This window comes from Saccharopolyspora sp. NPDC045941 (genome assembly GCF_056431445.1).
Genome location: NZ_JBWKKU010000007.1, coordinates 103469 through 127756, shown reverse-complemented (window position 1 = coordinate 127756; position 24288 = coordinate 103469). Strand labels below are relative to the sequence as shown.

General features: G+C 71.7%; 27 protein-coding genes and 2 pseudogenes. 18 read left to right on the top strand and 11 right to left on the bottom strand.

The features are described from left to right. The first annotated feature begins 272 nt into the window (after positions 1 to 272). The 4 genes from AC07FN_RS07920 to AC07FN_RS07905 all read left to right on the top strand — a co-directional run bounded on the left by AC07FN_RS07920 (position 273) and on the right by AC07FN_RS07905 (position 2758). The gene (locus tag AC07FN_RS07920; protein ID WP_478394926.1) at positions 273 to 950 is read left to right on the top strand and encodes a hypothetical protein; all 678 of its coding nucleotides are present in this window, start codon (positions 273 to 275) and stop codon (positions 948 to 950) included. Between the two features lie 84 nt (positions 951 to 1034). Beyond that, complete coding sequence (locus AC07FN_RS07915) at positions 1035 to 1997, top strand: phytoene/squalene synthase family protein (RefSeq protein ID WP_478394925.1); 963 nt, start codon at positions 1035 to 1037, stop codon at positions 1995 to 1997. Between the two features lie 71 nt (positions 1998 to 2068). Next, the gene (locus tag AC07FN_RS07910; protein WP_132483692.1) at positions 2069 to 2398 is read left to right on the top strand and encodes a plasmid stabilization protein; all 330 of its coding nucleotides are present in this window, start codon (positions 2069 to 2071) and stop codon (positions 2396 to 2398) included. A gap of 39 nt (positions 2399 to 2437) precedes the next feature. Then, positions 2438 to 2758, top strand: a complete 321-nt coding sequence (locus AC07FN_RS07905; RefSeq protein ID WP_478394924.1) for a hypothetical protein — start codon at positions 2438 to 2440, stop codon at positions 2756 to 2758. Between the two features lie 21 nt (positions 2759 to 2779). Here the strand turns inward: AC07FN_RS07905 and AC07FN_RS07900 are convergent, their stop codons facing one another. Further along, positions 2780 to 3946, bottom strand: coding sequence for a S8 family serine peptidase (locus tag AC07FN_RS07900; protein ID WP_478394923.1), 1167 nt, complete (start codon positions 3944 to 3946; stop codon positions 2780 to 2782). A 287-nt stretch (positions 3947 to 4233) separates the two neighbouring features. On the opposite strand from AC07FN_RS07900, the gene AC07FN_RS07895 reads away from it, so the two are divergent. Next, positions 4234 to 5040 carry an SDR family NAD(P)-dependent oxidoreductase gene (locus tag AC07FN_RS07895; RefSeq protein WP_478394922.1) on the top strand — a complete coding sequence of 269 codons (807 nt, stop codon included), beginning with the start codon at positions 4234 to 4236 and terminating at the stop codon, positions 5038 to 5040. A gap of 38 nt (positions 5041 to 5078) precedes the next feature. Then, entirely contained in the window at positions 5079 to 5513 is a 435-nt protein-coding gene (locus AC07FN_RS07890; protein ID WP_478394921.1) for a universal stress protein, read from the top strand. Positions 5514 to 5590: 77 nt separating this feature from the next. Here the strand turns inward: AC07FN_RS07890 and AC07FN_RS07885 are convergent, their stop codons facing one another. Next, positions 5591 to 6355 carry an IclR family transcriptional regulator gene (locus tag AC07FN_RS07885; RefSeq protein ID WP_478394920.1) on the bottom strand — a complete coding sequence of 255 codons (765 nt, stop codon included), beginning with the start codon at positions 6353 to 6355 and terminating at the stop codon, positions 5591 to 5593. Positions 6356 to 6510: 155 nt separating this feature from the next. Here AC07FN_RS07885 and AC07FN_RS07880 point away from each other — a divergent pair, with 155 nt between their 5' ends. The 4 genes from AC07FN_RS07880 to AC07FN_RS07865 all read left to right on the top strand — a co-directional run bounded on the left by AC07FN_RS07880 (position 6511) and on the right by AC07FN_RS07865 (position 10796). After that, the gene (locus tag AC07FN_RS07880; protein WP_478394919.1) at positions 6511 to 7437 is read left to right on the top strand and encodes a U32 family peptidase; all 927 of its coding nucleotides are present in this window, start codon (positions 6511 to 6513) and stop codon (positions 7435 to 7437) included. An 85-nt stretch (positions 7438 to 7522) separates the two neighbouring features. Next, entirely contained in the window at positions 7523 to 8785 is a 1263-nt protein-coding gene (locus AC07FN_RS07875; protein ID WP_478394918.1) for a cytochrome P450, read from the top strand. A 39-nt stretch (positions 8786 to 8824) separates the two neighbouring features. Next, entirely contained in the window at positions 8825 to 10288 is a 1464-nt protein-coding gene (locus tag AC07FN_RS07870; protein ID WP_478394917.1) for an MFS transporter, read from the top strand. Positions 10289 to 10373: 85 nt separating this feature from the next. Then, a complete protein-coding gene (locus AC07FN_RS07865; RefSeq protein WP_478394916.1) occupies positions 10374 to 10796 on the top strand; it encodes a MarR family winged helix-turn-helix transcriptional regulator in 423 nt (140 codons plus the stop codon). 21 nt (positions 10797 to 10817) lie between these two features. Here AC07FN_RS07865 and AC07FN_RS07860 read toward each other — a convergent pair whose 3' ends face one another. Next, positions 10818 to 10988, bottom strand: coding sequence for a hypothetical protein (locus AC07FN_RS07860; protein WP_165968058.1), 171 nt, complete (start codon positions 10986 to 10988; stop codon positions 10818 to 10820). 147 nt (positions 10989 to 11135) lie between these two features. Here AC07FN_RS07860 and AC07FN_RS07855 point away from each other — a divergent pair, with 147 nt between their 5' ends. Beyond that, positions 11136 to 11303: a hypothetical protein gene (locus AC07FN_RS07855; protein ID WP_478394915.1), complete on the top strand. Its 168-nt coding sequence runs from the start codon at positions 11136 to 11138 to the stop codon at positions 11301 to 11303. Between the two features lie 131 nt (positions 11304 to 11434). Here AC07FN_RS07855 and AC07FN_RS07850 read toward each other — a convergent pair whose 3' ends face one another. Both AC07FN_RS07850 and kdgD read right to left on the bottom strand, forming a co-directional pair. Then, complete coding sequence (locus AC07FN_RS07850) at positions 11435 to 12778, bottom strand: enolase C-terminal domain-like protein (RefSeq protein ID WP_478394914.1); 1344 nt, start codon at positions 12776 to 12778, stop codon at positions 11435 to 11437. Positions 12779 to 12814: 36 nt separating this feature from the next. After that, positions 12815 to 13741 carry a 5-dehydro-4-deoxyglucarate dehydratase gene (gene kdgD / locus AC07FN_RS07845; protein WP_478394913.1) on the bottom strand — a complete coding sequence of 309 codons (927 nt, stop codon included), beginning with the start codon at positions 13739 to 13741 and terminating at the stop codon, positions 12815 to 12817. 269 nt (positions 13742 to 14010) lie between these two features. Here kdgD and AC07FN_RS07840 point away from each other — a divergent pair. Then, positions 14011 to 14319, top strand: a pseudogene (locus AC07FN_RS07840) (LysR family transcriptional regulator); the annotation flags it as partial. A gap of 76 nt (positions 14320 to 14395) precedes the next feature. Beyond that, complete coding sequence (locus tag AC07FN_RS07835) at positions 14396 to 14608, top strand: LysR substrate-binding domain-containing protein (RefSeq protein WP_478394999.1); 213 nt, start codon at positions 14396 to 14398, stop codon at positions 14606 to 14608. Between the two features lie 170 nt (positions 14609 to 14778). Here AC07FN_RS07835 and AC07FN_RS07830 read toward each other — a convergent pair. Continuing rightward, positions 14779 to 15324, bottom strand: a pseudogene (locus tag AC07FN_RS07830) (tripartite tricarboxylate transporter permease); the annotation flags it as partial. A gap of 17 nt (positions 15325 to 15341) precedes the next feature. Between AC07FN_RS07830 and AC07FN_RS07825 the strand changes: the two are divergent. Next, a complete protein-coding gene (locus AC07FN_RS07825; protein ID WP_478394912.1) occupies positions 15342 to 15653 on the top strand; it encodes an enolase C-terminal domain-like protein in 312 nt (103 codons plus the stop codon). Positions 15654 to 15665: 12 nt separating this feature from the next. On the opposite strand, the gene AC07FN_RS07820 is transcribed toward AC07FN_RS07825, so the two are convergent. After that, positions 15666 to 16274: a TetR family transcriptional regulator gene (locus AC07FN_RS07820; RefSeq protein ID WP_478394911.1), complete on the bottom strand. Its 609-nt coding sequence runs from the start codon at positions 16272 to 16274 to the stop codon at positions 15666 to 15668. Between the two features lie 104 nt (positions 16275 to 16378). Between AC07FN_RS07820 and AC07FN_RS07815 the strand changes: the two genes are divergently transcribed. Together AC07FN_RS07815 and AC07FN_RS07810 are read left to right on the top strand one after the other, a co-directional pair. Beyond that, complete coding sequence (locus tag AC07FN_RS07815; RefSeq protein ID WP_478394910.1) at positions 16379 to 17155, top strand: SDR family oxidoreductase; 777 nt, start codon at positions 16379 to 16381, stop codon at positions 17153 to 17155. Between the two features lie 23 nt (positions 17156 to 17178). Continuing rightward, complete coding sequence (locus AC07FN_RS07810; RefSeq protein ID WP_478394909.1) at positions 17179 to 18495, top strand: DUF1254 domain-containing protein; 1317 nt, start codon at positions 17179 to 17181, stop codon at positions 18493 to 18495. On the opposite strand, the gene AC07FN_RS07805 is transcribed toward AC07FN_RS07810, so the two are convergent. Beyond that, entirely contained in the window at positions 18482 to 19660 is a 1179-nt protein-coding gene (locus AC07FN_RS07805) for an MFS transporter (protein ID WP_478394908.1), read from the bottom strand. The genes AC07FN_RS07810 and AC07FN_RS07805 overlap by 14 nt on opposite strands. A 138-nt stretch (positions 19661 to 19798) precedes the next feature. Between AC07FN_RS07805 and AC07FN_RS07800 the strand changes: the two genes are divergently transcribed. Beyond that, positions 19799 to 20284, top strand: coding sequence for a GNAT family N-acetyltransferase (locus AC07FN_RS07800; RefSeq protein ID WP_478394907.1), 486 nt, complete (start codon positions 19799 to 19801; stop codon positions 20282 to 20284). Positions 20285 to 20307: 23 nt separating this feature from the next. Next, positions 20308 to 21246, top strand: coding sequence for a pseudouridine synthase (locus tag AC07FN_RS07795; protein WP_478394906.1), 939 nt, complete (start codon positions 20308 to 20310; stop codon positions 21244 to 21246). A gap of 77 nt (positions 21247 to 21323) precedes the next feature. On the opposite strand, the gene AC07FN_RS07790 is transcribed toward AC07FN_RS07795, so the two are convergent. The 3 genes from AC07FN_RS07790 to AC07FN_RS07780 form a co-directional block, all read right to left on the bottom strand. Continuing rightward, the gene (locus AC07FN_RS07790; RefSeq protein WP_358574200.1) at positions 21324 to 21620 is read right to left on the bottom strand and encodes a YciI family protein; all 297 of its coding nucleotides are present in this window, start codon (positions 21618 to 21620) and stop codon (positions 21324 to 21326) included. A gap of 73 nt (positions 21621 to 21693) precedes the next feature. Next, a complete protein-coding gene (locus AC07FN_RS07785) occupies positions 21694 to 23031 on the bottom strand; it encodes a short-chain fatty acid transporter (RefSeq protein ID WP_358574201.1) in 1338 nt (445 codons plus the stop codon). A 45-nt stretch (positions 23032 to 23076) separates the two neighbouring features. Then, positions 23077 to 24129 (bottom strand): cyclase family protein, encoded by a 1053-nt coding sequence (locus AC07FN_RS07780; protein WP_478394905.1) that lies wholly within the window; start codon positions 24127 to 24129, stop codon positions 23077 to 23079. Between the last annotated feature and the right edge of the window lie 159 nt (positions 24130 to 24288).

Below are 24288 nucleotides of genomic sequence, written 5' to 3'. Positions count from 1 at the left end.
GTTGAACACAGTGGACAGTCACGCGGCGGCGTCGAAATCCCCAGCTTGTGGGTGACGAAAGACCCCTGCGATCACGGCCCCGGTCCGCTTACGCTCCTCCGATGTGGCCGCCCGGGACCCGGCGGCCGCACGGCGGATCCGCTGAAACTGGGGACAGCGGCACCAAAAATCCGGAACCGGCTGCGCGCCGGTGCGTTCTGCGGTCTTCGGCAGGACCCGGGTCCGCCCTCCCTCTCGCCCTGCACCCTGGACGAGCACTCTGGAGGCCAACCGTGTCCAGGCTTGAGTCGATCGCTCGCGCCTTCCTCCGATACCTGTACGAGGACGACCGCTTCCGGCCCGAGATCGCGGACTTCTTCGCCAGCCCGGCGGCCGTGGCGGCCGCGCTGCAGCCGTCGTGGGCGGAGCTCGCCGACGTCGTGCAGACGCTGCGCGAGCACGAGCTGATCGCCACCAGCGGCACCGGGTGGCAGGGCGCGCCCGCCCGCGCCGGGCTGACCGGCTCCGGGCTGATCTGCGCGGGCAGGCACGGCGGCGACATCGGCTCGTGGGCCAGGGCGCAGTCGGTCGCGGTGCTCGACGAGCGTCCGGCGGACCCCGTGGTGCCCGCCCAGCCGGCGCCCGCGCCGCCGGCGCGCCCGGACTTCACCGGGCTGAGCCGGGTGGCCAAGGTCGTGCTGCTGGCGCTGCCCACGGTGCACGCGCGCTACGGCGACACCGCCGAGATCGAACTCATCGCCCGGCGGCTGGGCGAGGCCGTGCGGCAGGACCGGCCGGATCCGCGCCGGGTGCGGCTGCTCGCCTTCCGGCTGCGCAGCGAACTGGCCTCCGGCTCGGTCGCGAATACCCTGGGCGTGGTCCTGCTCGACGGCCTCGACGAGGCCCTGGCCGAGAGCGGCCTCGGCGGAGTCCCGCGGGGCGAGCGCAGCGGGCCGGCCGAACAGTCCTAAGAGGACTCCGGCGGTAGTGACCGGGTTCACCGCGGATGCCCACCGTGCGCACGCTCGCGCACTCCGTGTGCTGAGATTCCCGGTATGGACACGGGCACCTGGCCGCGAGTGGCGGCGCGCCGCGAGCTCGACGCCGCGGGCGTCCGGCCGCAGCTGCGCCCCGCCTACCAGCGGTGCCGGGTGCTCAACGCCGCGCACGGGCGCACCTACTTCCTCGCGACCCGGCTGCTGGCGCCGCAGCAGCGGCCTTCGGTGCACGCGCTCTACGGCTTCGCGCGGTGGGTGGACGACATCGTCGACGACACCGACCGGCGGCGGACCGTGGCGGACCGGCAGCAGGCGCTGGACCGGCTGGACGGCGAGCTGCGCGCGGGCCTGCGCGCCGGGTCCAGCGACGACCCGATCCTGGCCGCGCTCGTCGACACCGTCGCCCGGCACGGCATCGACCCGGCGCTGTTCACCGACTTCATGGCCTCGATGCGGATGGACCTGACCGTCCACGCCTACCCGACGCGGGCGGCGCTGGACGCCTACATCCACGGCTCGGCGGCGGTGATCGGCCTCCAGCTGCTCCCGGTGCTCGGCACGGTGTGCCCGGCAGGCGAGGCCGAGCCCTACGCCGCGGCGCTGGGCGGCGCTTTCCAGCTCACCAACTTCCTGCGCGACGTCGGCGAGGACCTCGACCGCGGCCGGGTCTACCTGCCGATGGAGGAGCTCGCGGTGTTCGGCGTCGACCGGGACCGGCTGGCCTGGTGCCGGGAATCGGGCCGTCCGGACCGCCCGGTGCGCCGCGCGCTGGCCGACCAGGTCGCGCGCACCCGCTCGAAGTACCGCGCCGCGGAGCCGGGCATCGCGCTGCTCGCACCCTGGTCCCGGCCGTGCGTGCGCACCGCCTTCACGCTGTACGGCGAGATCCTGGACCGCATCGTGGAATCCGGGTACGACGTGTTCCGGCAGCGGCTCGCGGTCTCCGGCGCGCGCCGCCTGGAGGTCGCCGCCGGAGCGCTCGGCTCCGTCGCCGCCGCGCGCCTCCGCGCCCGCCGCTGACACGTGTGGCCGACGCCCGCACGGGGTACGCGAAGCACGTCGAAAGTCGTGCGGAGGCGAGGTGAACGGGCATGCCGCAGCAGAGCTGGACCGCAACGGAGGAACGCCAGTACCAGCACATCAAGGACCAGGCGATCGAGCGCGGCAGCACCGAGGACCGCGCCGAGGAGATTGCGGCGCGAACGGTCAACAAGAACCGGGCGCAGCGCGGCGAAGCCAGGCAGCAGAGCAGGACCGCCACGCAGGACATCCCGCCGCAGCGCCGCGGTGGGCTGCGATCCGGCTCCGGCCCGGGCGGGCGCACCAAGCAGCAGCTCTACGCGGACGCCCAGCGCGCCGGCATCAAAGGCCGTTCGAAGATGACGAAATCGGAGCTGGAGCGGGCGCTGCAGCGGAGCTGACCCGGGCGGGCGAACGGGTGCTTGTGGGGGGCAAACCAGATGGAGAGCGAAACGCCGTCGCGCTGGCGGGACGTCGGCACGACAGGCGAAGTGATCTCGCAGGCCGGCCGGGAACTGGAACGAGCTGCCAGGAAGGGCCGGGTGCCGGGCGAAACCGCTGCGGCCCGCGAGGCGCTGCTGGCCGTCACCGCGGCGGGGGCCCGGCTGGCCCGGCAGCTCGACATGCTGGCCGCCGCCTACGAGACGCCGAACTCCGCCGAACCGTCCGAGCTGCACGTCGCGCTCGACCAGGCGGCAGCCGCCGCAGAGGACCTCGGCAACTGCGCGAAGGTCGCCGCGCAGGCCATCCTCGACGAATGACCGCGCGGCGACCTCCGGCCGCTACGGCGCCTGGACCACGCCCGCACCGACGTCGGTCGACGCGAGCGGCAGCCGGCGGGCGGTCTGCGACAACCGCGCCCACAGGCCCCACGCCCGCTCCGCGTGCTGCTGCGCGTGCAGCGCCGCGATACCCGCGACGTGCGGCGTGGCCATGCTGGTGCCGCTGAGCTTCCGGTAGCGCTCCGCTCCCGGCCAGCTCGAGTAGACGTCCACGCCGGGACCGACCAGGTCCACCTGCCCGATCTCGTCGACCGTGCCGCTGGAGAAGTCCGCGATCTGCAGCTGCGAATCGATCGCGCCGACGGCCAGGATGGACGGGCAGTTGGCCGGGTGGCCGACCGGCGCGATCTTCCCGGCGGAGCGCTCGCTCTCGTTGCCGGCCGCGGCGATGATCAGCGTGCCGCGTTCCATCGCGCGCTGCGCGACCCGCTCGAAGGCCGCGGAGAACGCCTCGCCGGGCTGCGTCGGCGCGCCGAGCGACATCGACACCACCGCGGCACCGTTGGAGATCGCCCACTCGATGCCGGAGAGGATGCCGCTGTCGGAGCCCGAACCGTCATCGCCGAGCACCTTGCCCGCGTAGATGCTGGCCTCGGACGCGATGCCGTAGCCGGGCCCGGCCTGCGAGGTGCGCGGTCCGCAGGAGGTGCCGATCACGTGCGTGCCGTGCCCGTGGCCGTCCTGCACGTCCTGGCCCTCCACGAACGAGCCCGTGACGATGTCCCGGCCGGCGAAGTCCGGGTGCTTGAGGTCGAGGCCGGTGTCGAGCACCGCGACCCGCACGCCCTTGCCGGTGGGCTGCGCGCGGTCGGCGCGCACGGTTTGCAGACCCCAGGTGAATTCGCCGTCCGCGACGGCCGGTTCCGCGCCGATGGCGAACACCCGGCGCTCCGGCTCGAACGCGGCGATGGGGCCGGTCTCCCGGGCCGCGTTCGTCAGGGCCGCCGCCTGCTCGGCGTCGGCGCTGACCAACGCGATGCCGAGCTGGTGCAGCACGATCCCGCCCGCGCCGCGGAACAGCTCGCCCGGCGCCGCGCCCGCCGCGTCGGCCGTGTTGGCGCAGCGGATGCCCGTCAGCCGCGTCAGCTCGCGGGTCCCGATGATCGTCGAGTTGTCTTCCAGCAGCACCAGATAGCGTCCGGTGGAGCTCTCCTCGTTGGTGGTCATGGTCGCTCCCTCGGCGAGTTCCAGGTGCGGAGAATCACCACACCGTTCTCAGGTGTATCGCGCGTTACGGACAGTCACAAGCACCCACTCGGGTAAGGACCGCACTATCCGTACCGCCCATCTCGACTTCCTCGGTGATTACCTTGCGACACAACGCTTTCGTGGTACCTCTGCCGGGGATCTCCGGCACGCGCGAATGACATTTCCCGGCGCACGTCCGCACACTGGTCGTAATCACCGCCGACAGTTCGGAGCGAGCCGTGCGCGATCCCAGCCAGCGTTGCATCTTGATCACCGGCGCGACCGGCGGACTCGGCCGGGCCCTGGCCCACCGGCTCGCCGAGACCGGTTCCCGGATCCTGATCCACGGGCGCAGCGCGGAGCGGGCCGAAGCGGTGCGCGCGGAGATCGCGGCGGCCACCGGCTCGGACCGCCTCGGCGTGCTGGTCGCCGACCTCGCCGAGCTCCGCCAGGTCGAACGGCTGGCCCACGACGCCCGGCTGCGCTGCGACCGGCTGGACGTGCTGGTGAACAACGCGGGCGTCGGCTCCGGGCCGCCGGACAGCGGCCGGGAGGAGAGCGCGGACGGCATCGAGCTGCGGTTCGCGGTGAACTACCTGGCCGGATACCACCTGACGCGGCTGCTGCAGTCGCTGCTGATCTTCTCGGCGCCGGCCCGGGTGGTCAACGTCGCCTCGGCCGGGCAGCACCCGATCGACTTCGACGACCCCATGCTGACCCGCAACTACCTCGGCTACCGCGCGTACGCGCAGAGCAAGCTCGCGCAGATCATGTTCACCTTCGACCTGGCCGAGCAGCTGCGCGGCACCGGCGTCACGGTCAACGCGCTGCACCCGGCGACCTACATGAACACCGCGATGGTCCGCGAGGCCGGGGTGAGCCCGGTGGCCACGGTGGCCGAGGGCGTCGCGGCGACGATGCGGCTGGTCACGGACCCGGGACTGGACGAGGTGACCGGGGAGTACTTCCATGGAACCCGCGCCTGCCGCGCGCTCGAACAGGCCTACGACGGGCAGGCCAGGGCGCGGCTGCGGAAACTGTCCGACGAGCTCGTCGAGCGGGCCGGCGGCTGAGCCCGCCACTGCGGATCGCGGAACCGGAGGCCAGCGCCATGAACAGCGGAACCCAGCACCGGATCGTCGTCGGGGTGGACGGCTCGGATTCGTCCAAGTGCGCCCTGCGGTGGGCGCTGCGGCAGGCAGCCCTTTCCGGGGCCGCGGTGCACGCGATCACCTCGTGGGAGTTCCCGGCCTTCTACAGCTGGGAAGGCGGCCCGATGCCGCCGGACGACTTCGAGGAGGCCGCGCGCAAGAGCCTGGCCGACACCGTCGACGAGATCGAGCACGAGCTCAGCCCGGCGGTCCCCGTGCAGCGCGAGCTCACCCACGGCCACGCGGCGCAGACACTGCTCGACGCCTCCGAGGGCGCCGACCTGCTGGTGGTCGGCAGCCGCGGCCACGGCAGCTTCTACGGCGCGCTGCTCGGGTCGGTGAGCCAGCGCTGCGCCCAGCACGCCAAGTGCCCGGTCGTGATCGTCCGGCACTGAACGACGATCCGGTGGACCGACTTGCGCGGCGGCGTAGCGGAACCTCGGCGGCCTTCCCGGCTGCCGCGCGTGCGGCGTCAGGAGCCGGTGTGGCCCAGGCGTTCGGAGAGGGCCGACGCGCCTTCCGCGACGAGCTCGCGCAGCGCCGCCTCGGTCTCGTCGTTCCAGCGCAGGATCGGCGCCGAGATGCTCATCGCGGCCACCACCGCGCCGGACTGGTCGCGCACCGGCGCGGCGACGCAGGCCACCGACTCGTTGGACTCGCAGTACTCCCCCGCCACGCCGCCTTCGGCGATGGCGTCGAGCTCCCGGTGCAGCGCCTTGCGGGTGGTGATGCTGTGCTCGGTCATCGCCTCCAGGCGGCGGTTGCCGTAGAGCTCGTCGACCTCGGCGCGGGGCAGCGCCGCCAGCAGGGCCTTGCCGAGCGCGGTGCAGTGCGCGGGTAGCCGCCGGCCCACGGCCGAGACCATCCGGACCGGGTGGCTGCTGTCGACCTTGGCCACGTACAGCACGTCCGTGCCGTCGCGCACCCCGACGTGCACCGTTTCCTGGCAGCGCTCGGCGATCTCCTCCGCGACGAGCTGTCCCTCGCGGGCGAGGTCCAGCCGCTCGGCGTAGGCCGCGCCGAGCTGGAAGCCGCGCACGCCCAGCCGGAACCGGTTGCTGCCGCGGCCGGCGGGCATCAGGTAGCCGCGCTCGCTGAGGGTGCCGACCAGCTCGTGCACCGTGGTGCGCGGCAGGCCCAGCTGCGCGGTGATCTCCGGCGCGCTCAGCTCGTGGGCGTCCAGGAACAGCTCCAGGACGTCGAAGGCCCGTTCCACGGCAGGTACCGCTCGTGCCACGCGTACTTCCCCCTGTCGGAACTCGTCGGCCCGTTGACCGATATTTCGAACATCGTATCCGATATCGACCACGGTGAGCCGGGTCCCTTGACCACCCGGTCCGGCCGACCATACGATTTGACGAACGTTGTTCGACATTTCGGACGGAGCTACCGGTGCGCCAGACACGTGAATTCCTGCGGTCCCAGGGACTGCCCACCGACGACTCCCCCGCCACCAGCACCAAGCGGTTCCCGGACGGCGCGCAGTACCGGGTGGAGATCCCCAGCACCGAAGGCCCCGAGGTGCTCGACGCGGTGCTCGCCGAGGCGGACGCCCGCCAGGTGCCGGTGCACCGCATCTCCCAGGGCAGCGGCGGCATGCTGCTCACCGACGACGAGCTGCGCGCGATGGCCGCCACGGCCGCCGGGCGGTCGGTCGAGCTGAGCCTGTTCGCCCGGCCGGTCGCCGGGTGGGACACCAGCCCGATGGCCACCGCCCCGGCCGGCGGCCCGGTCGCCGCCCAGGCTCGCGGCACCGAGCAGCTGGTGCACGTGCTGGAGGACATCCGCCGCACCGCCGACGCGGGCATCCGCAGCGTGCTGATCACCGATCTCGGCGTGCTCAAGGTGGCCGCGGCGATGCGCGCGGCCGGCGACCTGCCGCCGGACCTGCAGTTCAAGATCAGCGTCCAGATGGGACTGGCGAACCCCGCCTCGGTGCGCATCGCCGAGGACCTGGGCGCCGACACCTACAACGTGCCGACCGACCTCAGCATCGGGCAGCTGGCCGCCATCCGCGCCGCCACCGACCTGCCGCTGGACGTCTACGTCGAGGCGCCCGACGACATGGGCGGCTTCATCCGGCACTTCGAGATCGCCGAGATCGTGCGCGTCGCGGCCCCGGTGCACGTCAAGTTCGGGCTGCGCAACGCGCCGAACATCTACCCCAGCGGCACCCACCTGACGCCGACGGCGGTGGCGCTCGGCCGGGAGCGGGTGCGCCGCGCGCAGATCGGCCTGGACCTGCTGCGCCGCTACGCGCCGGACGCCGCGGTCTCGCAGCTGCCCGCCCCCGGCTTGGCGGTGCCGGCACCCGGATAGTCCACTTCGGACTTGAGGCGGGCGTTGACGGGGTCGCGCGCCGCGGCCAGAGTAGGCCTGCAACGGCTGCGGTGAAGGAGTCGCGATGGCAGCGCCCGCCCATGTTCCGGACGTGTTCGATCCGCACAGGTACGCCGACGGCGTGCCGCACGACGACTTCGCCTGGCTGCGGCGGCACGCGCCGGTGAGCCGCCAGGAGGAGCACGAGATCGGCGACTGGCCCGCCGGGCCCGGATTCTGGGCCGTGACCAGGTATTCCGACGTCGTCGCGGTCCTGAAGTCCGCCGCGACGTACTCGTCCTGGCTCGGCGCCACCCAGATCCGCGATCCCGACCCGGCGGACCTGCCGTTCATCCGCAGCATGATGCTCAACCTCGACCCGCCGGAGCACGGGCGGCTGCGCCGCCTGGTCAGCCGCGCGTTCACGCCCCGGCGGATCGACCGGTTCCGGCACGAGGTCGCGGAGCGGGCCCGCCTGCTGGTCGACGGCGTCGTCGAGCGCGGCGAGTGCGACCTGCCCGCCGAGGTCACCGACGACTACCCGCTGCGCAACCTCGCCGATCTGCTCGGCGTGCCGGAGGCGGACCGGCGGATGCTGCTGGAGTGGACCAACCGCGTGATCGGCTACCAGGACCCGGAGCACTCCGAGGTGGTCCGCGGCGCGGACGGCAAGCCGGTCAACCCGCGGTCCCCGGCGACGCTGGCGGACATGTTCGCCTTCGCCCAGGACCTCGCCGCGTTCAAGCGCCGGAACCCGGCCGACGACGTGATGACCGCGCTGGCCACCGCCGAGCCGGGCGGGCGCGGCCTGGCCGACGCCGAGCTGGAGATGTTCTTCTTCCTGCTTTCGGTGGCGGGCAACGACACCGTGCGCAGCGCGCTGCCGGGCGGGATGCTCGCCTTCGCCGAGAACCCCGACCAGCTGCGGCTGCTGCTGGCGGATCCCGGGCTGCTGGACTCCGCCGTGGAGGAGACGCTGCGCTACCACCCGCCGGTGCTCAGCTTCCGCCGGACCGCGACCGCCGACACCGAACTCGGCGGCCGGCGCATCGCCGCCGGGGACAAGGTCGTGGTCTTCCACTGCTCGGCGCACTTCGACGAGCGGCGGTTCCCCGACCCGCACCGCTTCGACATCCGGCGCGCGCCCAACGACCACGTCGCTTTCGGCAACGGCCCGCACGTCTGCCTGGGCGCGCACTTCGCCCGGCTGCAGCTGCGGGCGTTCTACCGCGAGGCGCTGTGGCGGATGCGCGACCTGCGGGTGGCCGGGCCGGTCGAGCGCCTGGTGTCGAACTTCATCAACGGGATCAAGCACCTGCCGGTGGCGTTCACGCCGGGGACCAGGTGATCGACGGCGGGTCCCGGGCACGCCCCTTATGGTCGGGCGGTGACCGCCGCCACAGCCCTTCGCTCCCGGTCCGGCCGCTGGATCATCGTCGCCACGATCCTCGGCTCCGGGGTGGCGTTCCTGGACGGCTCCGTCGTCAACGTCGCGCTGCCGGCGATCGGCCGGGACGTGGGCGGCGACCTCAGCGTCCTGCAGTGGGTGCTGGACGCCTACCTGCTCACGCTCAGCGCGCTGCTGCTCCTCGGCGGCGCGCTCGGTGACCGCTACGGCCGTCGCCGCGTCTACACGCTCGGGCTGGTGCTGTTCACACTTGCTTCGCTGGGCTGCGGCCTGGCGCCGAACGGCGCGGCCCTGATCGCCGCCCGCCTGCTGCAGGGCGTCGGCGGCGCCCTGCTGGTGCCCGGCAGCCTGGCGCTGATCAACTCCACGATCCGCCACGACGACCGCGGCGAGGCGGTCGGCCGCTGGGCAGGGCTGACCGGCGTGGCCTCGGCGATCGGCCCGTTCGTGGGCGGGTGGCTGGTGGACGCGGCGTCCTGGCGGTGGGTGTTCTTCATCAACGTCCCCATCGCGGCGGCTGCGCTGCTGGCGCTGCGGCACGTGCCGGAATCCCGCGGCCCGGCCGCCGCCGGGCCGTTGGACGTCCTCGGCGCGATCACGGTGACCGTCGGGCTGGCCGGTGCCGTGTACGCCCTGATCGAGATCCCGACGAACGGGTGGAACGCCGCCAGCGCGGCGGCGGCCGTGGTGGGCGTCGCCGCGCTGGTCGCGTTCCCGCTGATCGAGTCGCGCCACCCGGACCCGCTGCTGCCGCTGTCGCTGTTCCGCTCCGCGCAGTTCACCGGCGCGAACCTGACGACCTTCACCGTTTACGCGGCCTTGAGCGGCGCGTTGTTCCTGCTGTCGCTGCAGTTGCAGCAGTCGATGGGCTACACCGCCCTCGCCGCGGGGATCGCGACGCTGCCGATCACGATCATCATGCTGCTGGTGTCCGGGCGCGTCGGCGCGCTCGCGCAGCGCACCGGACCGCGCCTGCCGATGAGCATCGGCCCGGTCGTCTGCGGGGTCGGCCTGGCGCTGCTGACCTGGGCGGTGCCCGGCAGCACCTACCTCAGCGGCGTACTGCCCGGCGTCCTGGTGTTCGGCGTCGGCCTGTCCATCACGGTGGCGCCGCTGACCTCGGCGGTGCTCGCCTCCGTCAGCCCGGACAACGCCGGTGTCGCCTCCGGCGTGAACAACGCGGTGTCCCGGCTGGCGGGCCTCCTCGCGGTCGCGGTGCTCCCGGTGATCGCCGGGTTGTCGCACACCGGCGCGGGCGAGCCGCTCGGCCCCGGCTTCGGGCAGGCGATGCTGATCTCCGCGGTCATGTGCGCGGCCGGCGGCGTGCTGGCGTGGCTGACCATCGACCGCGCCCGGCGTGTCGAGACGTACCCGCTGCCGGGCCTGAACCACGCCTGCCAGGATCCGTGCACCTGCGACATCGACCGTAATCCAGACCGGTGAAGTTCCGGATATCGATCGCGAGTTGGGCCGTTTGGACTAGGATGCGCACACCCCGTTCGCCAACCCTGACGGAAGTGACGCCCACGTGGAGCTGGACAACGCCGTCTTCCACCTCATGCGCCGCGCCATGCAGGAACACACGTCGAGCTGGCAGTCCCGCCTGCCGCACCTGACGAAACCGCAGTACGCGGTGCTCAACGCGATCCGGGCGAACCCCGGCATAGAGCAGGCGCAGCTCGGTCAGCGGGCCGCGATCGACAAGGCGACACTCGCCTCCCTACTGGTCCGGATGGAGCAGCGCGGGCTGGTGCACCGCACCGTCGACGACGCCGACCGGCGCCGCCGCCTCCTGCGCCTCACCCCGATCGGCGAGGCCGAACTGCGCGTCGTCGAACCGATCGCCGACCGGGTGGACATCGAACTGCTCGACCGGCTCGCCCCGGCCGAGCGCGCCGAGCTGCTGCGGCTGCTCGACAAGCTCGCCCCCCGCGACCGGCTGGTCAACTGATCCGCACCCCCGGCGTGCCCGTCATGCGGCGGGGCTCGCCGCGGTCAGGCGGTGCATCCGCAGCAGCCACAGCTCCAGTTCGGAGAGCTGGCCGTCCAGGCTCTCGCTGCCGTACATGTCCGGGCTCGCGCGCAGGGTGTTCAGCTCCTCCCAGCGCTGTTCCATCTGCTCGACCATCTCCCGCAGCGTCACCTGGTGCTCCTCTCCCCGACGTGCAACACCGCCGATGACGCTACGTCGTTTCCGTGCACGCTCGGTAAGGCCGAAAGTCACGGTTTCACCCGATCTTCCGGAACCGATCGGGACCATCCCGGGTACCCGTTGTGATCTCATCGGTACATGAGACGAGGGCGCCGAGGCCACCCCTGCGAGCCCGACACCACCCGGATCGGCCTGTGGCGGTGCGACGTCTGCGGCCAGCAGTGGGAGATCCACGGAGTGGCCGGCAACCCGCGAATCCGCAAGGTGAGCCGAGTCGGCTGGTTCCTCGCCAAGCTGCTCGGCTGACCGGTTTTTCTTTTTCCAGGCTCGCCTTGCGTGGCGGTGCGGGTGGCCCGCGGCGGTGCGAGTTGCATAGGTGGCTAAGCGGCTGCGCCGCTTCATAGAGCAAGAACCAAAGACGGACGCATTCCCGGTGCTTACCGGTCGAGGGCTGGGCGCTTGCCGTCGAAGGTCCAGCCCGGGATGAGGTACTGCATCGCCAGCGCGTCGTCGCGGGCGCCGAGGCCCTCGCGCCGGTAGAGCTCGTTCGCCTCGGCCACCCGGGTCATGTCGAGCTCCACGTCGAGTCCCGGGGCCGTCGGCACCGGTAGCCGGCCGTCGGTGATGACCAGCGGCTGCCGGGTGAGCCGCTGGCCGTCCTGCCAGATCCAGTGCGTGTCGATGGCCGTGATCTCGCCGGGCGCCGCCGCGGCGACGTGGGTGAACATCGCCAGCGACACGTCGAAGTGGTTGTTCGAGTGCGAACCCCACGTCAGGCCCCACGCGTCGCAGAGCTGCGCGACGCGCACCGAGCCGCTCATCGTCCAGAAGTGCGGGTCGGCCAGGGGGATGTCGACGGCGTCGGCGCGGATCGCGTGGCCGAGCTCGCGCCAGTCGGTGGCGATCATGTTCGTCGCCGTGGGCAGCCCGGTGGCCCGCCGGAACTCCGCCATCACCTCCCGTCCCGAGTACCCGCGCTCCGCGCCGCACGGGTCCTCGGCGTAGGCGAGCACGTCGTGCAGCCCCCGGCACAGGTCGATCGCCTCGGACAGCAGCCACCCGCCGTTGGGGTCGAGCGTGATGCGGGCCTCCGGGAACCGTTCTGCCAGCGCCGTGACGACCTCGATCTCGGCAGGCCCGGGCAGCACGCCGCCCTTGAGCTTGAAGTCGCGGAACCCGTAGCGGGCCTGCGCCGCTTCGGCCAGCCGCACGACGGAATCCGGCGTCAGCGCCTCCTCGTGGCGCAGCCGCGACCAGTCGTCGGCGTCGGCGGGCTCGTCGGCCGGGGCTCGGTAGGCCAGGTCGGTCCGGGTGCGGTCGCCGACGAAGAACAGGTAGCCCAGCACCGGTACCTCGTCGCGCTGCTTGCCGTCGCCGAGCAGCTCCGCGACCGGCACGCCGAGATGCTTGCCGAGCAGGTCGAGCAGCGCGGATTCCAGGGCGGTCACGGCGTGCACCGCGACGCGCAGGTCGAAGGTCTGCGTGCCGCGGCCGCCGGAATCCCGGTCGCCGAAGCGGTCGCGCACGCCGGCCAGCACGGCGTGGTACCGCGCGACCGGCTGCCCGACCACCAGGTCCCGGGACTCCTCCAAGGTGATGCGGATGGGTTCCCCGCCGGGCACCTCGCCGACCCCGGTGCGGCCTTCGGAGTCGGTGAGGATCACCAGGTTCCGGGTGAAGTGCGGGGCGTGCGCCCCGCTGAGGTTGAGCAGCATGCTGTCGTGCCCCGCGACGGGAACGACCTGCATTCCGGTCACCAGCGGGCCGTGCTGAGCGGTCATGATCGGCATCCTCCGCGGTCGGTCAGATGTGGACGGTCATCGGGACTCCTCGGGCAGGCGCTCGACGAGACCGGCCAGCAGCGCGAGCTCGGACTCGCCGAGGTCGACCAGCGGCGGGCGCACAGGCCCGGCTGGGCGGCCGATGACCTTCATGCCCGCCTTCACGATGCTCACCGCGTACCCGGCGCGCCGGTTGCGGATGTCGCAGTACGGCAGCACGAAGTCGTCGAGGTACCGGTACACGGCGGCGCGGTCGTGGTCGCGCACCGCCCGGTAGAAGCGCATCGCGAACTCGGGCACGAAGTTGAACATCGCCGACGAGTACGTGGTGACGCCCAGCTCCAGGTACGGCAGCGCGAAGGTCTCCGCGGTGGGCAGGCCGCCGATGTAGGTGAGCCGGTCGCCCAGCCTCGAGTACAGGCGGGTCATCTTCTCGATGTTGCCGACCCCGTCCTTGAACCCGACCAGGTTCGGGCAGTCCTCGGCCAGTGCGGCGACGGTCGTCTCGTCGAAGACCGCGTTGGCGCGGCTGTAGAGGATCACGCCGAGGCCGGTGGCCGCGCAGACCGCGCGGACGTGGGCGGCGAGCCCGTCCTGGTCCGCCTCGGTCAGGTACGGCGGCAGCAGGAGCAGGCCGTCGGCCCCCGCGCGTTCGGCGGAGCGGGCCATCTCGACGGCCATCGCGGTGCCGTAACCGGCCGGGGCGATCACCGGCACGCCCTCGGGCGCCTCCTGCGCGGCCGCGGTGACCACCGACTCGACTTCGGCGGGGGTCAGCGAGAAGAACTCACCGGTGCCGCCGGCCGCGAAGAGCCCGGCCGCCCCGAACCCGCCCAGCCAGCCGATGTTCTCCCGGTACGCGGCCTCGTCGAAGCCGTGGTCGGGCCGGAAGTGCGTCACCGGGAAGGACAACAGCCCGCCGGCCAGCTGCCGGGCCACATCGGTGGGCGAATACGCGGACATCGGCAGATCTCCTTCATCGGGCGGATTCATCTGACTGCGCCGGCCCTGGCGGCGGTGGGCACCGGCGGTCGTTCCCCCAGCTCCGCCGGAGCGCCGCGCCCGGGGAAACCGGCTGCGGATGACAGTAAGGTGAGCCATCAATGCACGTCCAAGTCCAACAATGCATTCACCAATACCGGGACGGCATCATTGTTCACCCTGAACCAGCTCACCGGCTTCGTCGCGGTGGCTGAAGAACAGCACTTTGGCCGCCGCGCAGCGCCCTGCGCATGACCCAACCGCCGCTGACACGGCAGATCCAGCAACTGGAGAAGGAGCTCAAGGTCCAGCTGTTCGACCGCACCAGCCGCACGGTGCGGCTGACACCGGCCGGGCGTGCCTTCCTGCAGGACGCGCGGCGCCTGCTGCACGAGGCCGACAACGCGGCGTTGTCGGTGCGGCGGGTGACCTCGGGCCAGGCGGGCATCATCCGGATCGGATTCACCGCGACCTCGGCGTACGGGGTGCTGGGCGGCTTGCTGGCGACCGTTCGCGAACACCTGCCGCAGGTGGACGTCGTGCTGCACGAGCTGGTCACCCGCGACCAGATCGACCGCCTGTCCGGCGGTTCCCTGGCTCTCGGGCTTCGGCAACGCCAACGCGCAGCCGACCTACGTGCAGCACGTCAGCCAGATCCACACGGCCCTGGCGCTGGTCCAGGTCGGCCTCGGCACCGCCCTGGTGCCGGCCACCGCGGCCCTGCTGCACTTCGAAGGCGTGACGTTCCGCGAGGTCCGGCTCCCCGAACCGAATCCCGTTGAACTGCACCTGGTTTGGCGCCGAACGAACGACAACCCAGCCCTGCACGCGCTGCTCGACCTCCTGTGAAGGAATTGTTCGAGAACTCGTTTTGCGTGGCGGTGCGGGTAGTGAACCCCAGTGCAGGAGCCCGGCGCGACGACGCGCAACCCGGCCCAGGCCATGTTCGACGACGACCGCGCCTCGCGGGCGCTGGGCCGTTCCTCCAGGCCGTGGAGGATCTCGCCGAGCCCGAAGAGGCCCATCGCGATGGGGACGAAGTCGAGCCCGTCCGACAGCGGCAGCAGGCCGAAGGTGAACCGCTCGGCGCCGGTGAACGCGTCCCGGCCGACCACCGCCAGCAGCAGCCCGATGCAGGCGGCCACGATCGCCTTCAGCCGGCCGCCGCTGCTCACGGTGGCGACCAACAGGATGCCGAGCAGGGCGAGGGCGGTGTACTCGGGCGGACCGAAGTCGAGCGCGAACCCGGCGATCAGGGGCGCCAGCACCGACAGCACCACGATCGAGGCGGTGCCGCCGACGAACGCCCCGATCGCCGCGGTCCCGAGCGCGGTGCCGGCCTTGCCCTGCCGGGCCAGGGCGTGGCCGTCGAAGACCGTGACGACGGAGGACGCCTCGCCGGGCAGCCGCAGCAGCACCGACGTGATGGTGCCGCCGTACTGGGCGCCGTAGAAGATGCCGGCCAGCATGATGATCGCCGTCACCGGTTCGACGTCGAAGGTCAGCGGCAGCAGGATCGCGATCGTCGCGGCCGGACCGAGACCGGGCAGCACCCCGACCAGCATCCCGATCACGACGCCGCGTGCAACCGGACGCCCCGCGCGTCGGCGGCATCACCCAGTTCCTCAAGGTGATGGCGCTGGCCGACGACCGGAACCTCCTGCTCGCGCCGCACTTCGCGATGGAGATCCACGTCCACCTCGCAGCGGCGTACGCCCGCGAGCCGTGGGTCGAGCACTTCGGGTGGCTGGACCCGCTGTTCGACGAGCACCTCGAGATCTCCGGCGGCCGGATGCACATCTCCAGCCGTCCCGGGCTCGGCGTGACGATCAGCGACCAGGCCCGCGCCTGGACGGTCGCGCACGAGGAATTCCGCGACCGGGGCCTGCTCTGAAAGCCGAAGCGGTCACAGGCGCTCGAACCGGATTACCGACAGCGCCGACGCGGCCAGGTCGGTGACGTCGCCCCGTTCAGCGGGTTCGGGTTCGGAGGTGGCCCAGTATTCCAACGCGACCGTCAGGGCACCGATCAGCGTGTGCGACAGCAACCTGGCTTCGAGGCCCTGCGGGTCGAGCCCGGCGCGTTCGCCGAGGACGGGACGCAACTCGTCGGTGAGCTCATGGGCCGCGACCATCCACCGCGCGCGAATTCCCGGCACCGAGGTCAGAACGACGAAGAGGTCCCTCGTGGGGACTACATGCGCGTAGCGATCCCGGCGGAACGCTTCTACGAACGCCGCGTGCACGGACGTCTTCACCGGTTCTTCCGCGGGCCTGTCCGCCAGGTAGCCGACGAAGTCGCGGATCCCGGCGACCACGATCGGGGTGAGCGTGTCCTCCTTGGCATCGCAATGCCGGTAGAAGGTTCGCACCGAGATCCCGGCGGCACGCGCGATGTCCTCCACCGAGGTCGCTTCGAACCCGCGCTCCAGGAACAGGCGGTTCGCGCCGGCCGCGATGTCCAGCTTCGTGGCCAGCCGCCGCCGATCCAGCAAGGACGACTCCGGTTGGATCACATCTCCTCCTGACTGTGTCTTGACACACATTAGCATCGTGGCACAGGCTGACGACCTGTCACAGATGCGCACCTCTAGCGCAATCGCCACGAAAGGGCAGAAACATGCCCCGCACCTTCCTCATCACCGGCAGCGCCTCCGGAATCGGCGCCGCGACCAGCGCACATCTACGCGAACAGGGCTCCCGGGTGATCGGCGCCGACCTGCGTGACGCCGACATCACCGCCGACCTCGCCACCGAAGCGGGACGGACCACGCTCGTCGACCGAGCCCACGACATGACCGGTGGCCGACTCGACGGCGTGATCGCGTGCGCCGGCATCGCGCTGTTCGACCCGCTGACGATCAGCGTCAACCACTTCGGCGCGGTCGCCGCCCTCGAAGGCCTGCGTCCGCTCCTCGCCCGCGGCACCGATCCTCGCGCGGTCGTGATCTCGTCGGTCGCGTCGCTGCACCCGACCGATTCCGGCATCGTCGACGCCGCACTCGCAAGCGACGAGGACGCCGCCGTGGCTGCCGCCCGCGCCGCGGTGGAGCGCGGCGACGGCGCGCAGGTATACGCGTCATCGAAGGCCGCGATCGCGCGATGGGTACGCCGAACCGCGATCACCCCGGAGTGGGCGGGCGCGGAAATACCGCTCAACGCCATCGCTCCCGGCACCATCGTCACGCCGATGATCCAGGACATGCTCGACACCGAAGCCGGTCGCCGGGCCATCGACGGCAGCGTCCCCATGCCACTGCACGGCCACGCCCGGCCCGAGCAGATCGCGCCGCTGCTCGGTTGGCTCACCTCCCCCGAGAACTCGCACATCACCGGCCAGGTGGTGTTCGTCGACGGCGGCGCCGACGCGGTCCTGCGCGGCGACCGGTCCTGGTAGTGGGCCGAAGGAAGGAACGACGAATGACACTTCACCGAAGCGGTAGCGATCCGGCGTCACCCGATCTCGGAACTGCCGTCAAAGAAGCCTACGCATACGCATTCCCGCTGTACGAACTGTCGCGGCATCGGTGGAACGCGCTCGAAACACCCGGCAGCAGAACCGCCACGACCCTGAACGTCTTCGCGCACTCCCGGTCGCTTCCCGGCCCCGATGACACCTGGGCGAACGGGCCGAGCGAAGACGTGCTGTACTCGACCGCTTGGCTGGATCTCGCACAAGGCCCTGTCCACCTCGACACCCCGGACACGGGGGACCGCTTCTACGTGCTGACCCTGATCGACTTCTACTCCAACACCTTCTTCTACGCCGGTGAACGCACGACGGGGACGCAGGCGCAGAAGTACTTCATCGTCGGGCCGGACTGGCAGGGCCAGGCACCTGCGGACGCGACCTTGGTGCGCTCCTCGACCAACGACGTGTACGTCAACCTGCGGATCCAGACCGACGGCCCCTCCGACCAGGCCGCGACGAACACCGTGCAGGACGGATTCCGGTTCACCCCGGCGCAACCGGCGCCCCGACCCGGACCGAAGCGGATCCGGCCCGTGGAAGGTGATCCGAAGAGCTACGTCGACGTCGTCAACCAGATGATGGCCCTCGATCCACCACCCGCCGGGGAGGCTGGGCTCGTCGACCGGTTCCGCGAGGTCGGCATCTGCGGATCGGAATGCGGCTGGGATGGCTTGCCGGCAGCGGCGAAAGCAGCGTGGACGACGGAATTCCCCAACCTGGGCCGCTACTTCGAGCGGCTCGAGAAGGCCGGCCGCGCAACGGGCTGGACCGACCACAGCCCGCCCGGGAACCTCCTCGGCACCACCGCGCAGAAGAATTACGACCTGCGCGCGTTCGCGCTCGCAACCGGCGGCGGCATGCTCGGAATGGTTAGGGACGAGGCCAACTACTGGATAACCTTCACCGACGCCGCCGGCGCGCCGCTGCGCGGCACGCAGAACTACGTCCTGCGCCTCCCGCCCGGCGGCATCCCGTCGAAGGCATTCTGGTCGATCACCCTGTACGAGGTTCGCGACAACGGCCAGTTCCCCACGCCGAACCCCATCGACCGCTACGTCATCAGCAGCGAGACCCGGGGGCTGGTCACCAATCCCGACGGAACCATCGATATCGCGGTGCAAGCCACCGAACCCGCACAGCAGACCGCGAACTGGCTACCGAGCCCCTCGAACGGCAAGAACTTCATCCTGTTCGCTCGGTCCTACGTCCCTGGCCCGGAAGTACTGGCGGGTGAGTTCACCATGCCACCGGTCAGCCCGCTCTAGGGCGCCGGCGCGGCAGGCGCGACGCCAGCAGCACGATCAGCACCCCCGCGAACGGGACGACCACGAGGCCGAGGCGCAGGCTGACCGCGTCCGCGAGCAGCCCGACGACCGGCGGGCCGGCCAGGATGCCCAGCCGGTAGACCCAGCCGACGACCGCGATCCCGGTTCCGGCCGGCAGTCCGGGGAGCTCGTCGGCCGCGTGGAACCCGGCCGGGATGATCGTGGCGACGCCCCAGCCGGCCAGCGCGAATCCGGCCAGCGTGCTCGGGACCGACGGCCACAAAAGCGCCGAGCCGACGCCGACGAGCACCGCGGTGCCGCCGATGCGCGCCACCGCCCGGTTGCCGAACCGGTCCACCAGACGATCGCCGGAGAGCCTGCCGATCGTCTGCGCCGCTTGCAGCGCGATGAACGCCATGCCCGCGAGAACCGGCACGGCATCCAGCGAATCGCGCAGGTACACCGCACCCCAGGACGCCGCGGTGTCCTCGACCAGCGCCGCCGCGGCGCACAGCGTGCCCAGCGCCAGCAACGCGAGCAGCAGCTTGAAGCGCGGTCTCCCCCGGTGTCCGCCCGTGCGCTCGGCGTCATCCTGGCCGGGCAGCAGGAACCGGACGCAGACGACCGCTGCGGCGGCCAGGACGACGGCGGCCGCCGTCAGGTGCGCGGGTACCGGCAGGGCCGCCCCGGCGGCCAGCGAGCCCGCCGCGCCGCCGATGATCGCGCCGACGCTCCACATCCCGTGGAAGGAGTTGACGATCGACCGCCCGTAGCGCCGCTGCACCCGCAGCCCGTGCGCGTTCATCGCCACGTCCACGATCGCGTCCATCGCACCCGCGAGGAAGAACGCCGCCGCCAGCTGCCACCAGTGCCCCACGAACCCGATCAGCACGAGATCCGCCGCCAGCAGCACCGAGCAGCCGACCGCGACGACCGCCGACCGCCAGCGGGCCAGGATCGGCCCGGCCAGCAGGCCGGCGACCAGCGAACCCAGCGGCAGCGCCGCGATCGCGGTGCCCAGCGCGGCGTTGGACAGGGCCAGGGCGTCCTTGAGCTCCGGGTAGCGGGGCACGACGCTGGCGAAGCTCGCTCCGTTGACCAGGAACAGCGTGGCCACCGCCAACCGCGCCGCCACCGGCCGCCGATCCGTCGCGACCTCGGGCATACCCGTCCTTCCTCCGGCGTCCCCGACGATCATGCCAAGACCCGCCGGCGCGCGCCGCCGGTTTTTCGCGCTCCCCGCGCCGCCGAGTTAGGGTCCGGTGGGGTGAATCCCGATGCCGAGTCCACAGTGGAGGATCAATTGAGCGTACCGGTCGAGCTGTCCACCGGGTCCGGAACGTACCTGCTGCGCCGGGCGACCGGCGACGATCTCGGGCCGATCGTCGGATTGCTGGCCGCCGACCAGCTCGGCTCGACCCGGGAGTCCGCCGCCGACCTGGCCCCCTACCAGCGGGCTTTCGAGGCGATCGAGGCCGATCCCGCGCAGCTGCTGCTGGTGGCCGCGACGCCGGGCGGCGAGGTCGTGGCGACCATGCAGCTGACGTTCATCCCCGGGCTGGCCCGGCGGGGCGCGCTGCGCGCGCAGATCGAAGCGGTCCGCGTCCACGAACGGCACCGCAGCCGCGGCCTCGGGCGCGTGATGTTCGACTGGGCCATCGCCGAGTCCCGCCGACGTGGCTGCGCCCTGGTCCAGCTGACCACGGACAGGCAGCGCTCCGGCGCGCACCGCTTCTACGACCGGCTCGGGTTCGAGGCCTCGCACGTGGGCTACAAGCTCCGGCTGTGACCGCCGGTTACGCTGGCGGGGCGATGCGACGCAAGCTCAGATCGCCGCTGCCCCAGCGGCACGGCCTGGACCCCGTCCGGTTGCGACTGCCCGCCGACGGCCACTGGGCCACCGTCCGGGACCACCTCGTCGACCGGATACCGAAGCTCGCCCCGGAACGCCTCGACGCCATGCTCCGCGAGGGCCGGATCGTCGGCGTCGACGGCCCGCTCGCGCCCGACGCGCCGTACGCGCCGGGCGGGTTCGTCTGGTTCCACCGCGACCTGCCCGACGAGACGCCGGTGCCGTTCGCCCTGGACGTCGTGCACCGCGACGACGGCCTGCTGGTCGTGGACAAGCCGCACTTCCTGGCCACCACGCCGCGCGGCGGGCACGTCGTGGAGACGGCGCTGGTGCGGCTGCGGCGCGACCTGGACCTGCCGCAGCTCAGCCCGGCGCACCGGCTGGACCGCCTGACCGCGGGGCTGGTCATGTTCGTGCTCAAGCCCGAGTTGCGCGGCGCCTACCAGACTCTGTTCCACGACCGCCTGGTGCACAAGGAGTACGAGGCCGTCGCCCGCTTCGACCCCGGGCTGGCGATGCCGCGCACGGTGCGCAGCCGGATCGTCAAGCACCGCGGCGTGCTCGCCGCCCGGGAGGAACCCGGCGAGCCGAACAGCGAAACGCGCATCGAGCTGATCGAGCACCGCGACGGCCTCGGCCGGTACCGGCTGCTGCCGCGCACCGGCCGGACCCACCAGCTGCGGGTGCACCTCAACGGCCTGGGCATCCCGATCCTCGGCGACGACCTCTACCCCGTCGTCCGCGACCGCGCCGCCGGCGACTTCACCGCGCCCCTCCAGCTCCTCGCCCGGGCGCTGGAGTTCACCGACCCGATCAGCGGCCGGCGGCGCCGCTTCGAGACCCGCCGGAGCCTGGCGGCATGGTCCGATGTGGACGGCTATCCGGCTCCGGCCGGATAGCCTTCGGCCGGCTTCCAGCAGATCGGAACGGGCCGAGCGGCTTCCTCGCATTCCGCGCCAGGCCCGGCTCGTGAGGACTACAGGTAGCCCTTGCCGTCGAGGTAGGCCTTGCGCCAGCGGAGGATCTTGGTGTCGGCGAACAGGCCGGCCTTCGCGAAGGGGTCCGCGGCGATGAACTCCTCGGCCGCCGCCCGGGTTTCGACGTCGAGCAGGTAGACGCCGCCGGTGGCCGCATCGCCGTCGTCGGCCAGCTTCGCGCCGCAGGCCAGCAGCAGCTCCTTGTGCTCCTCGAGGAACGCCAGGTGCGCGGGGCGGTTGTCCAGCCGCACCTGCTGGTGGTCCGGCTTGTCGAATGTTTCGATGAAATAAGGCATTTCACCCTCCTAGTCGGACAGCGGCCGGTGCGCCCGAAAGCACAGCGGGCGCACCGGGCCGGCGAACAACGGCTCAGCCGAGGAATCCCCAGAGCAGGATCGCGGCGATGTAGATCAACCCGACCCAGAACATCATGATCACCGTGTAACCCATGACGTCCTTGAGGCGCAGCCGCGACAACGCCAGCGCGGGCAGGATCCAGAACGGCTGCACCAGGTCGTTCCAGGCGTTGCCGAGCATGACCGACATCGCCACGTCGGGCATCGGCGCGCCGATCGCGTTGGCCGCGTCGACCATGAACGGGCCCTGGATGACCCAGTGGCCGCCGCCGGAGGGCGCGAAGAAGTTGATGACGAACGAGCTGATCAGGCCCCAGAACCCGAGCGTCTCCGGGGTGGAGATGTCCACGAAGACCTGCGAGATCGTGCCCACCAGGCCGGAGGCGGCCATGATCGCCATGATGCCCGCGTAGAACGGGTACTGCAGGACGATGCCGGAGATCGTCTTGATGCCCTCGCCGAGCTTGGCGACGTAGGCCTGCGGCGTGCCCAGCAGCAGGATGCCCAGGAACAGGATGAAGAAGTTCACCAGGTTCAGGTCCGCCGCGCCGCCCTTGACGAAGTAGACGACCACGTAGACCATGCCGAGCGCGCCGATCAGCAGGCTCAGGACGCGGCTGTTGTTCAGCCGCGACGCGACGGTGACGCCGCCGAAGTCCGCGGACTCGACGGCCGCGGACTTGCTCTCGGTGTGCAGCGCCGGGTCGATCTCCTTGACCGGCTGGCCCGGCTTGGGGTGCAGCATCGCGTTGAGGACCGGCAGCGTGATCAGCACGGCGAGCGCGGTCAGCAGCATCGGCAGCGAGAAGATCGTCTGCCCCAGGGCGATGACGCCCATCTTGCTCTCCAGCGAGTGCCCGCTGGTGGAGATGGTCAGCGGGATCGTCGCCGACAACCCCAGGCCGTACATGGTGAACCCGCTGTAGGCGGCGGCGATGATCAGCGGGTAGTGCACGCCGGGCACCTTCAGCGCCAGCTTCTTCGCCACGATCCCGCCGATGACCAGGCCGAAGCCCCAGTTCAGGTAGGAGCCGACGGCGCCGATCAGGGTGGCGACCGCGACGGCCGTGCGCGGCTGGTGCACCCGGGCGACCACCGCGTCGAGCAGCCGGTCGGTCACCGGCGCGCTCGCCAGCACGTACCCCATGGCCAGGATGACGGCCATCTGCGTGGTGAACGACAGCAGGTTCCAGAACCCGTCGCCCCACGCCTCGGTGATCTCGAGGAAGCCCTTGCCCTCCACCGTCAGCGCCAGCAGCAGGGTCAGGAAGGTCAGCCCGATGGCGAACACGAACGGATCGGGCAGGTACCGGCGCATCAGCTCGGTGAAGAAGTTGGCGATCTTGGTCATCTGTGCTTTCCCTAGCGCGCCGGGACCTTCCCGGTGCGAAATGCGTCAGAGCGTGGCCACCGGGGTGACCGGCGAACCGGCCGCGCCCGGCAGGTTCAGCGGCGGGGCGGTGAGCAGGAAGCGGCTGCGGCCGCTCGCCCGCAGGTGCCCGGCGAGCGGCGTGAGCCGCCACAGCTCGCCGAGGTGCACGCCGAGCTTGAACAGGCAGTGCTCGTGCAGCGGCAGCGCGGCGTTGGGGCCCGGCGCCGCCGGAGCCGGGAACGCCTCCACCGCGTAGTTGTCGGCCACCAGCGCGGCCAGCCCCGACTCGGTGATCCAGCGCAGCAGCTCCGGGTCACGTCCGTTGAGGACGGCGCCGAACCCGTGCAGCACGTCCGGATCGGGATTCCCCCGCATCGACAGCACCTTCTTCTCGGCGAAGCCGGTGTGCAGGCAGACGATGTCGCCCGGTTCGACGACCACGTCGTCGGCGGCCATGATCTCGGCCAGCGCATCGAAGCCGACGAGGGTGCGCTCGCCGCCGAGGTGGGCGTGCAGGTCGATCAGCACGGCCCGGCCCTGCACCGCTTTCCGCGCCATGTGGTCGATCCCGAGCGGCCCGGCCGACGACGTGCTGGCGCCGTGCAGGGTCTGCATGCCCGCATCGTCGAGCCCGGCCGGGCCGACGACGTGCTCCGCGGCGCGGAAACCGTTGTAGAACACCGGTTCCGCGACCCCGTCACCGTCGGCGTCGAACATCGAACCGGCGTGCGCCAGCGAGTCCCACTGCGTCGAGTACTGCAGGTGCAGGACGGCGAGGTCGTCGCAGAGCACGTCGGTGTGCCCGGGGTCGATGCGGTCCATCTCGAAGTTGTAGTTGACCTCGCCGGCGCGCCGGTTCGGCCGCAGGACCGGCGGGAGCCGGTTGGGGTTCAGCGCGGTGCCGCCGGGCAGGTCCAGCGGCAGGCTCAGGCAGTGGGTGACGCCCTCGACGACCTCGGCCACGCCCTCCCGGACCTTCTCCGGGGTGAGCAGGTTCAGCCGCCCCAGGTTGTCGTCCGGCCCGAAATCGCCCCAGTTGGACCCCTCGGGACGCCGCACCCAACGCGGATTCTCCATCTGTGCCTCCAGAAGAACGGGGTGGGGGGTTTCCCTCCCAAGAAGAAGACCCACCCCCCCCCCCCCCCCTCCCCCCCCACCCCCCCCCCCCCCCCCCCCCCCTCTCTCCCCCCCCCCCCCCCCCCCCCCCCGTCACGCACCACACACAACCACCCCCCC

Coding starts and splice junctions, on each gene's coding strand:
- AC07FN_RS07915 (WP_478394925.1), top strand. CDS start 1,035: ATGGACACGGGCACCTGGCCGCGAGTGGCGGCGCGCCGCGAGCTCGAC.
- AC07FN_RS07910 (WP_132483692.1), top strand. CDS start 2,069: ATGCCGCAGCAGAGCTGGACCGCAACGGAGGAACGCCAGTACCAGCAC.
- AC07FN_RS07905 (WP_478394924.1), top strand. CDS start 2,438: ATGGAGAGCGAAACGCCGTCGCGCTGGCGGGACGTCGGCACGACAGGC.
- AC07FN_RS07900 (WP_478394923.1), bottom strand. CDS start 3,946: ATGACCACCAACGAGGAGAGCTCCACCGGACGCTATCTGGTGCTGCTG.
- AC07FN_RS07890 (WP_478394921.1), top strand. CDS start 5,079: ATGAACAGCGGAACCCAGCACCGGATCGTCGTCGGGGTGGACGGCTCG.
- AC07FN_RS07875 (WP_478394918.1), top strand. CDS start 7,523: ATGGCAGCGCCCGCCCATGTTCCGGACGTGTTCGATCCGCACAGGTAC.
- AC07FN_RS07855 (WP_478394915.1), top strand. CDS start 11,136: ATGAGACGAGGGCGCCGAGGCCACCCCTGCGAGCCCGACACCACCCGG.
- AC07FN_RS07850 (WP_478394914.1), bottom strand. CDS start 12,778: ATGACCGCTCAGCACGGCCCGCTGGTGACCGGAATGCAGGTCGTTCCC.
- kdgD (WP_478394913.1), bottom strand. CDS start 13,741: ATGTCCGCGTATTCGCCCACCGATGTGGCCCGGCAGCTGGCCGGCGGG.
- AC07FN_RS07815 (WP_478394910.1), top strand. CDS start 16,379: ATGCCCCGCACCTTCCTCATCACCGGCAGCGCCTCCGGAATCGGCGCC.
- AC07FN_RS07810 (WP_478394909.1), top strand. CDS start 17,179: ATGACACTTCACCGAAGCGGTAGCGATCCGGCGTCACCCGATCTCGGA.
- AC07FN_RS07805 (WP_478394908.1), bottom strand. CDS start 19,660: ATGCCCGAGGTCGCGACGGATCGGCGGCCGGTGGCGGCGCGGTTGGCG.
- AC07FN_RS07795 (WP_478394906.1), top strand. CDS start 20,308: ATGCGACGCAAGCTCAGATCGCCGCTGCCCCAGCGGCACGGCCTGGAC.
- AC07FN_RS07790 (WP_358574200.1), bottom strand. CDS start 21,620: ATGCCTTATTTCATCGAAACATTCGACAAGCCGGACCACCAGCAGGTG.
- AC07FN_RS07785 (WP_358574201.1), bottom strand. CDS start 23,031: ATGACCAAGATCGCCAACTTCTTCACCGAGCTGATGCGCCGGTACCTG.
- AC07FN_RS07780 (WP_478394905.1), bottom strand. CDS start 24,129: ATGGAGAATCCGCGTTGGGTGCGGCGTCCCGAGGGGTCCAACTGGGGC.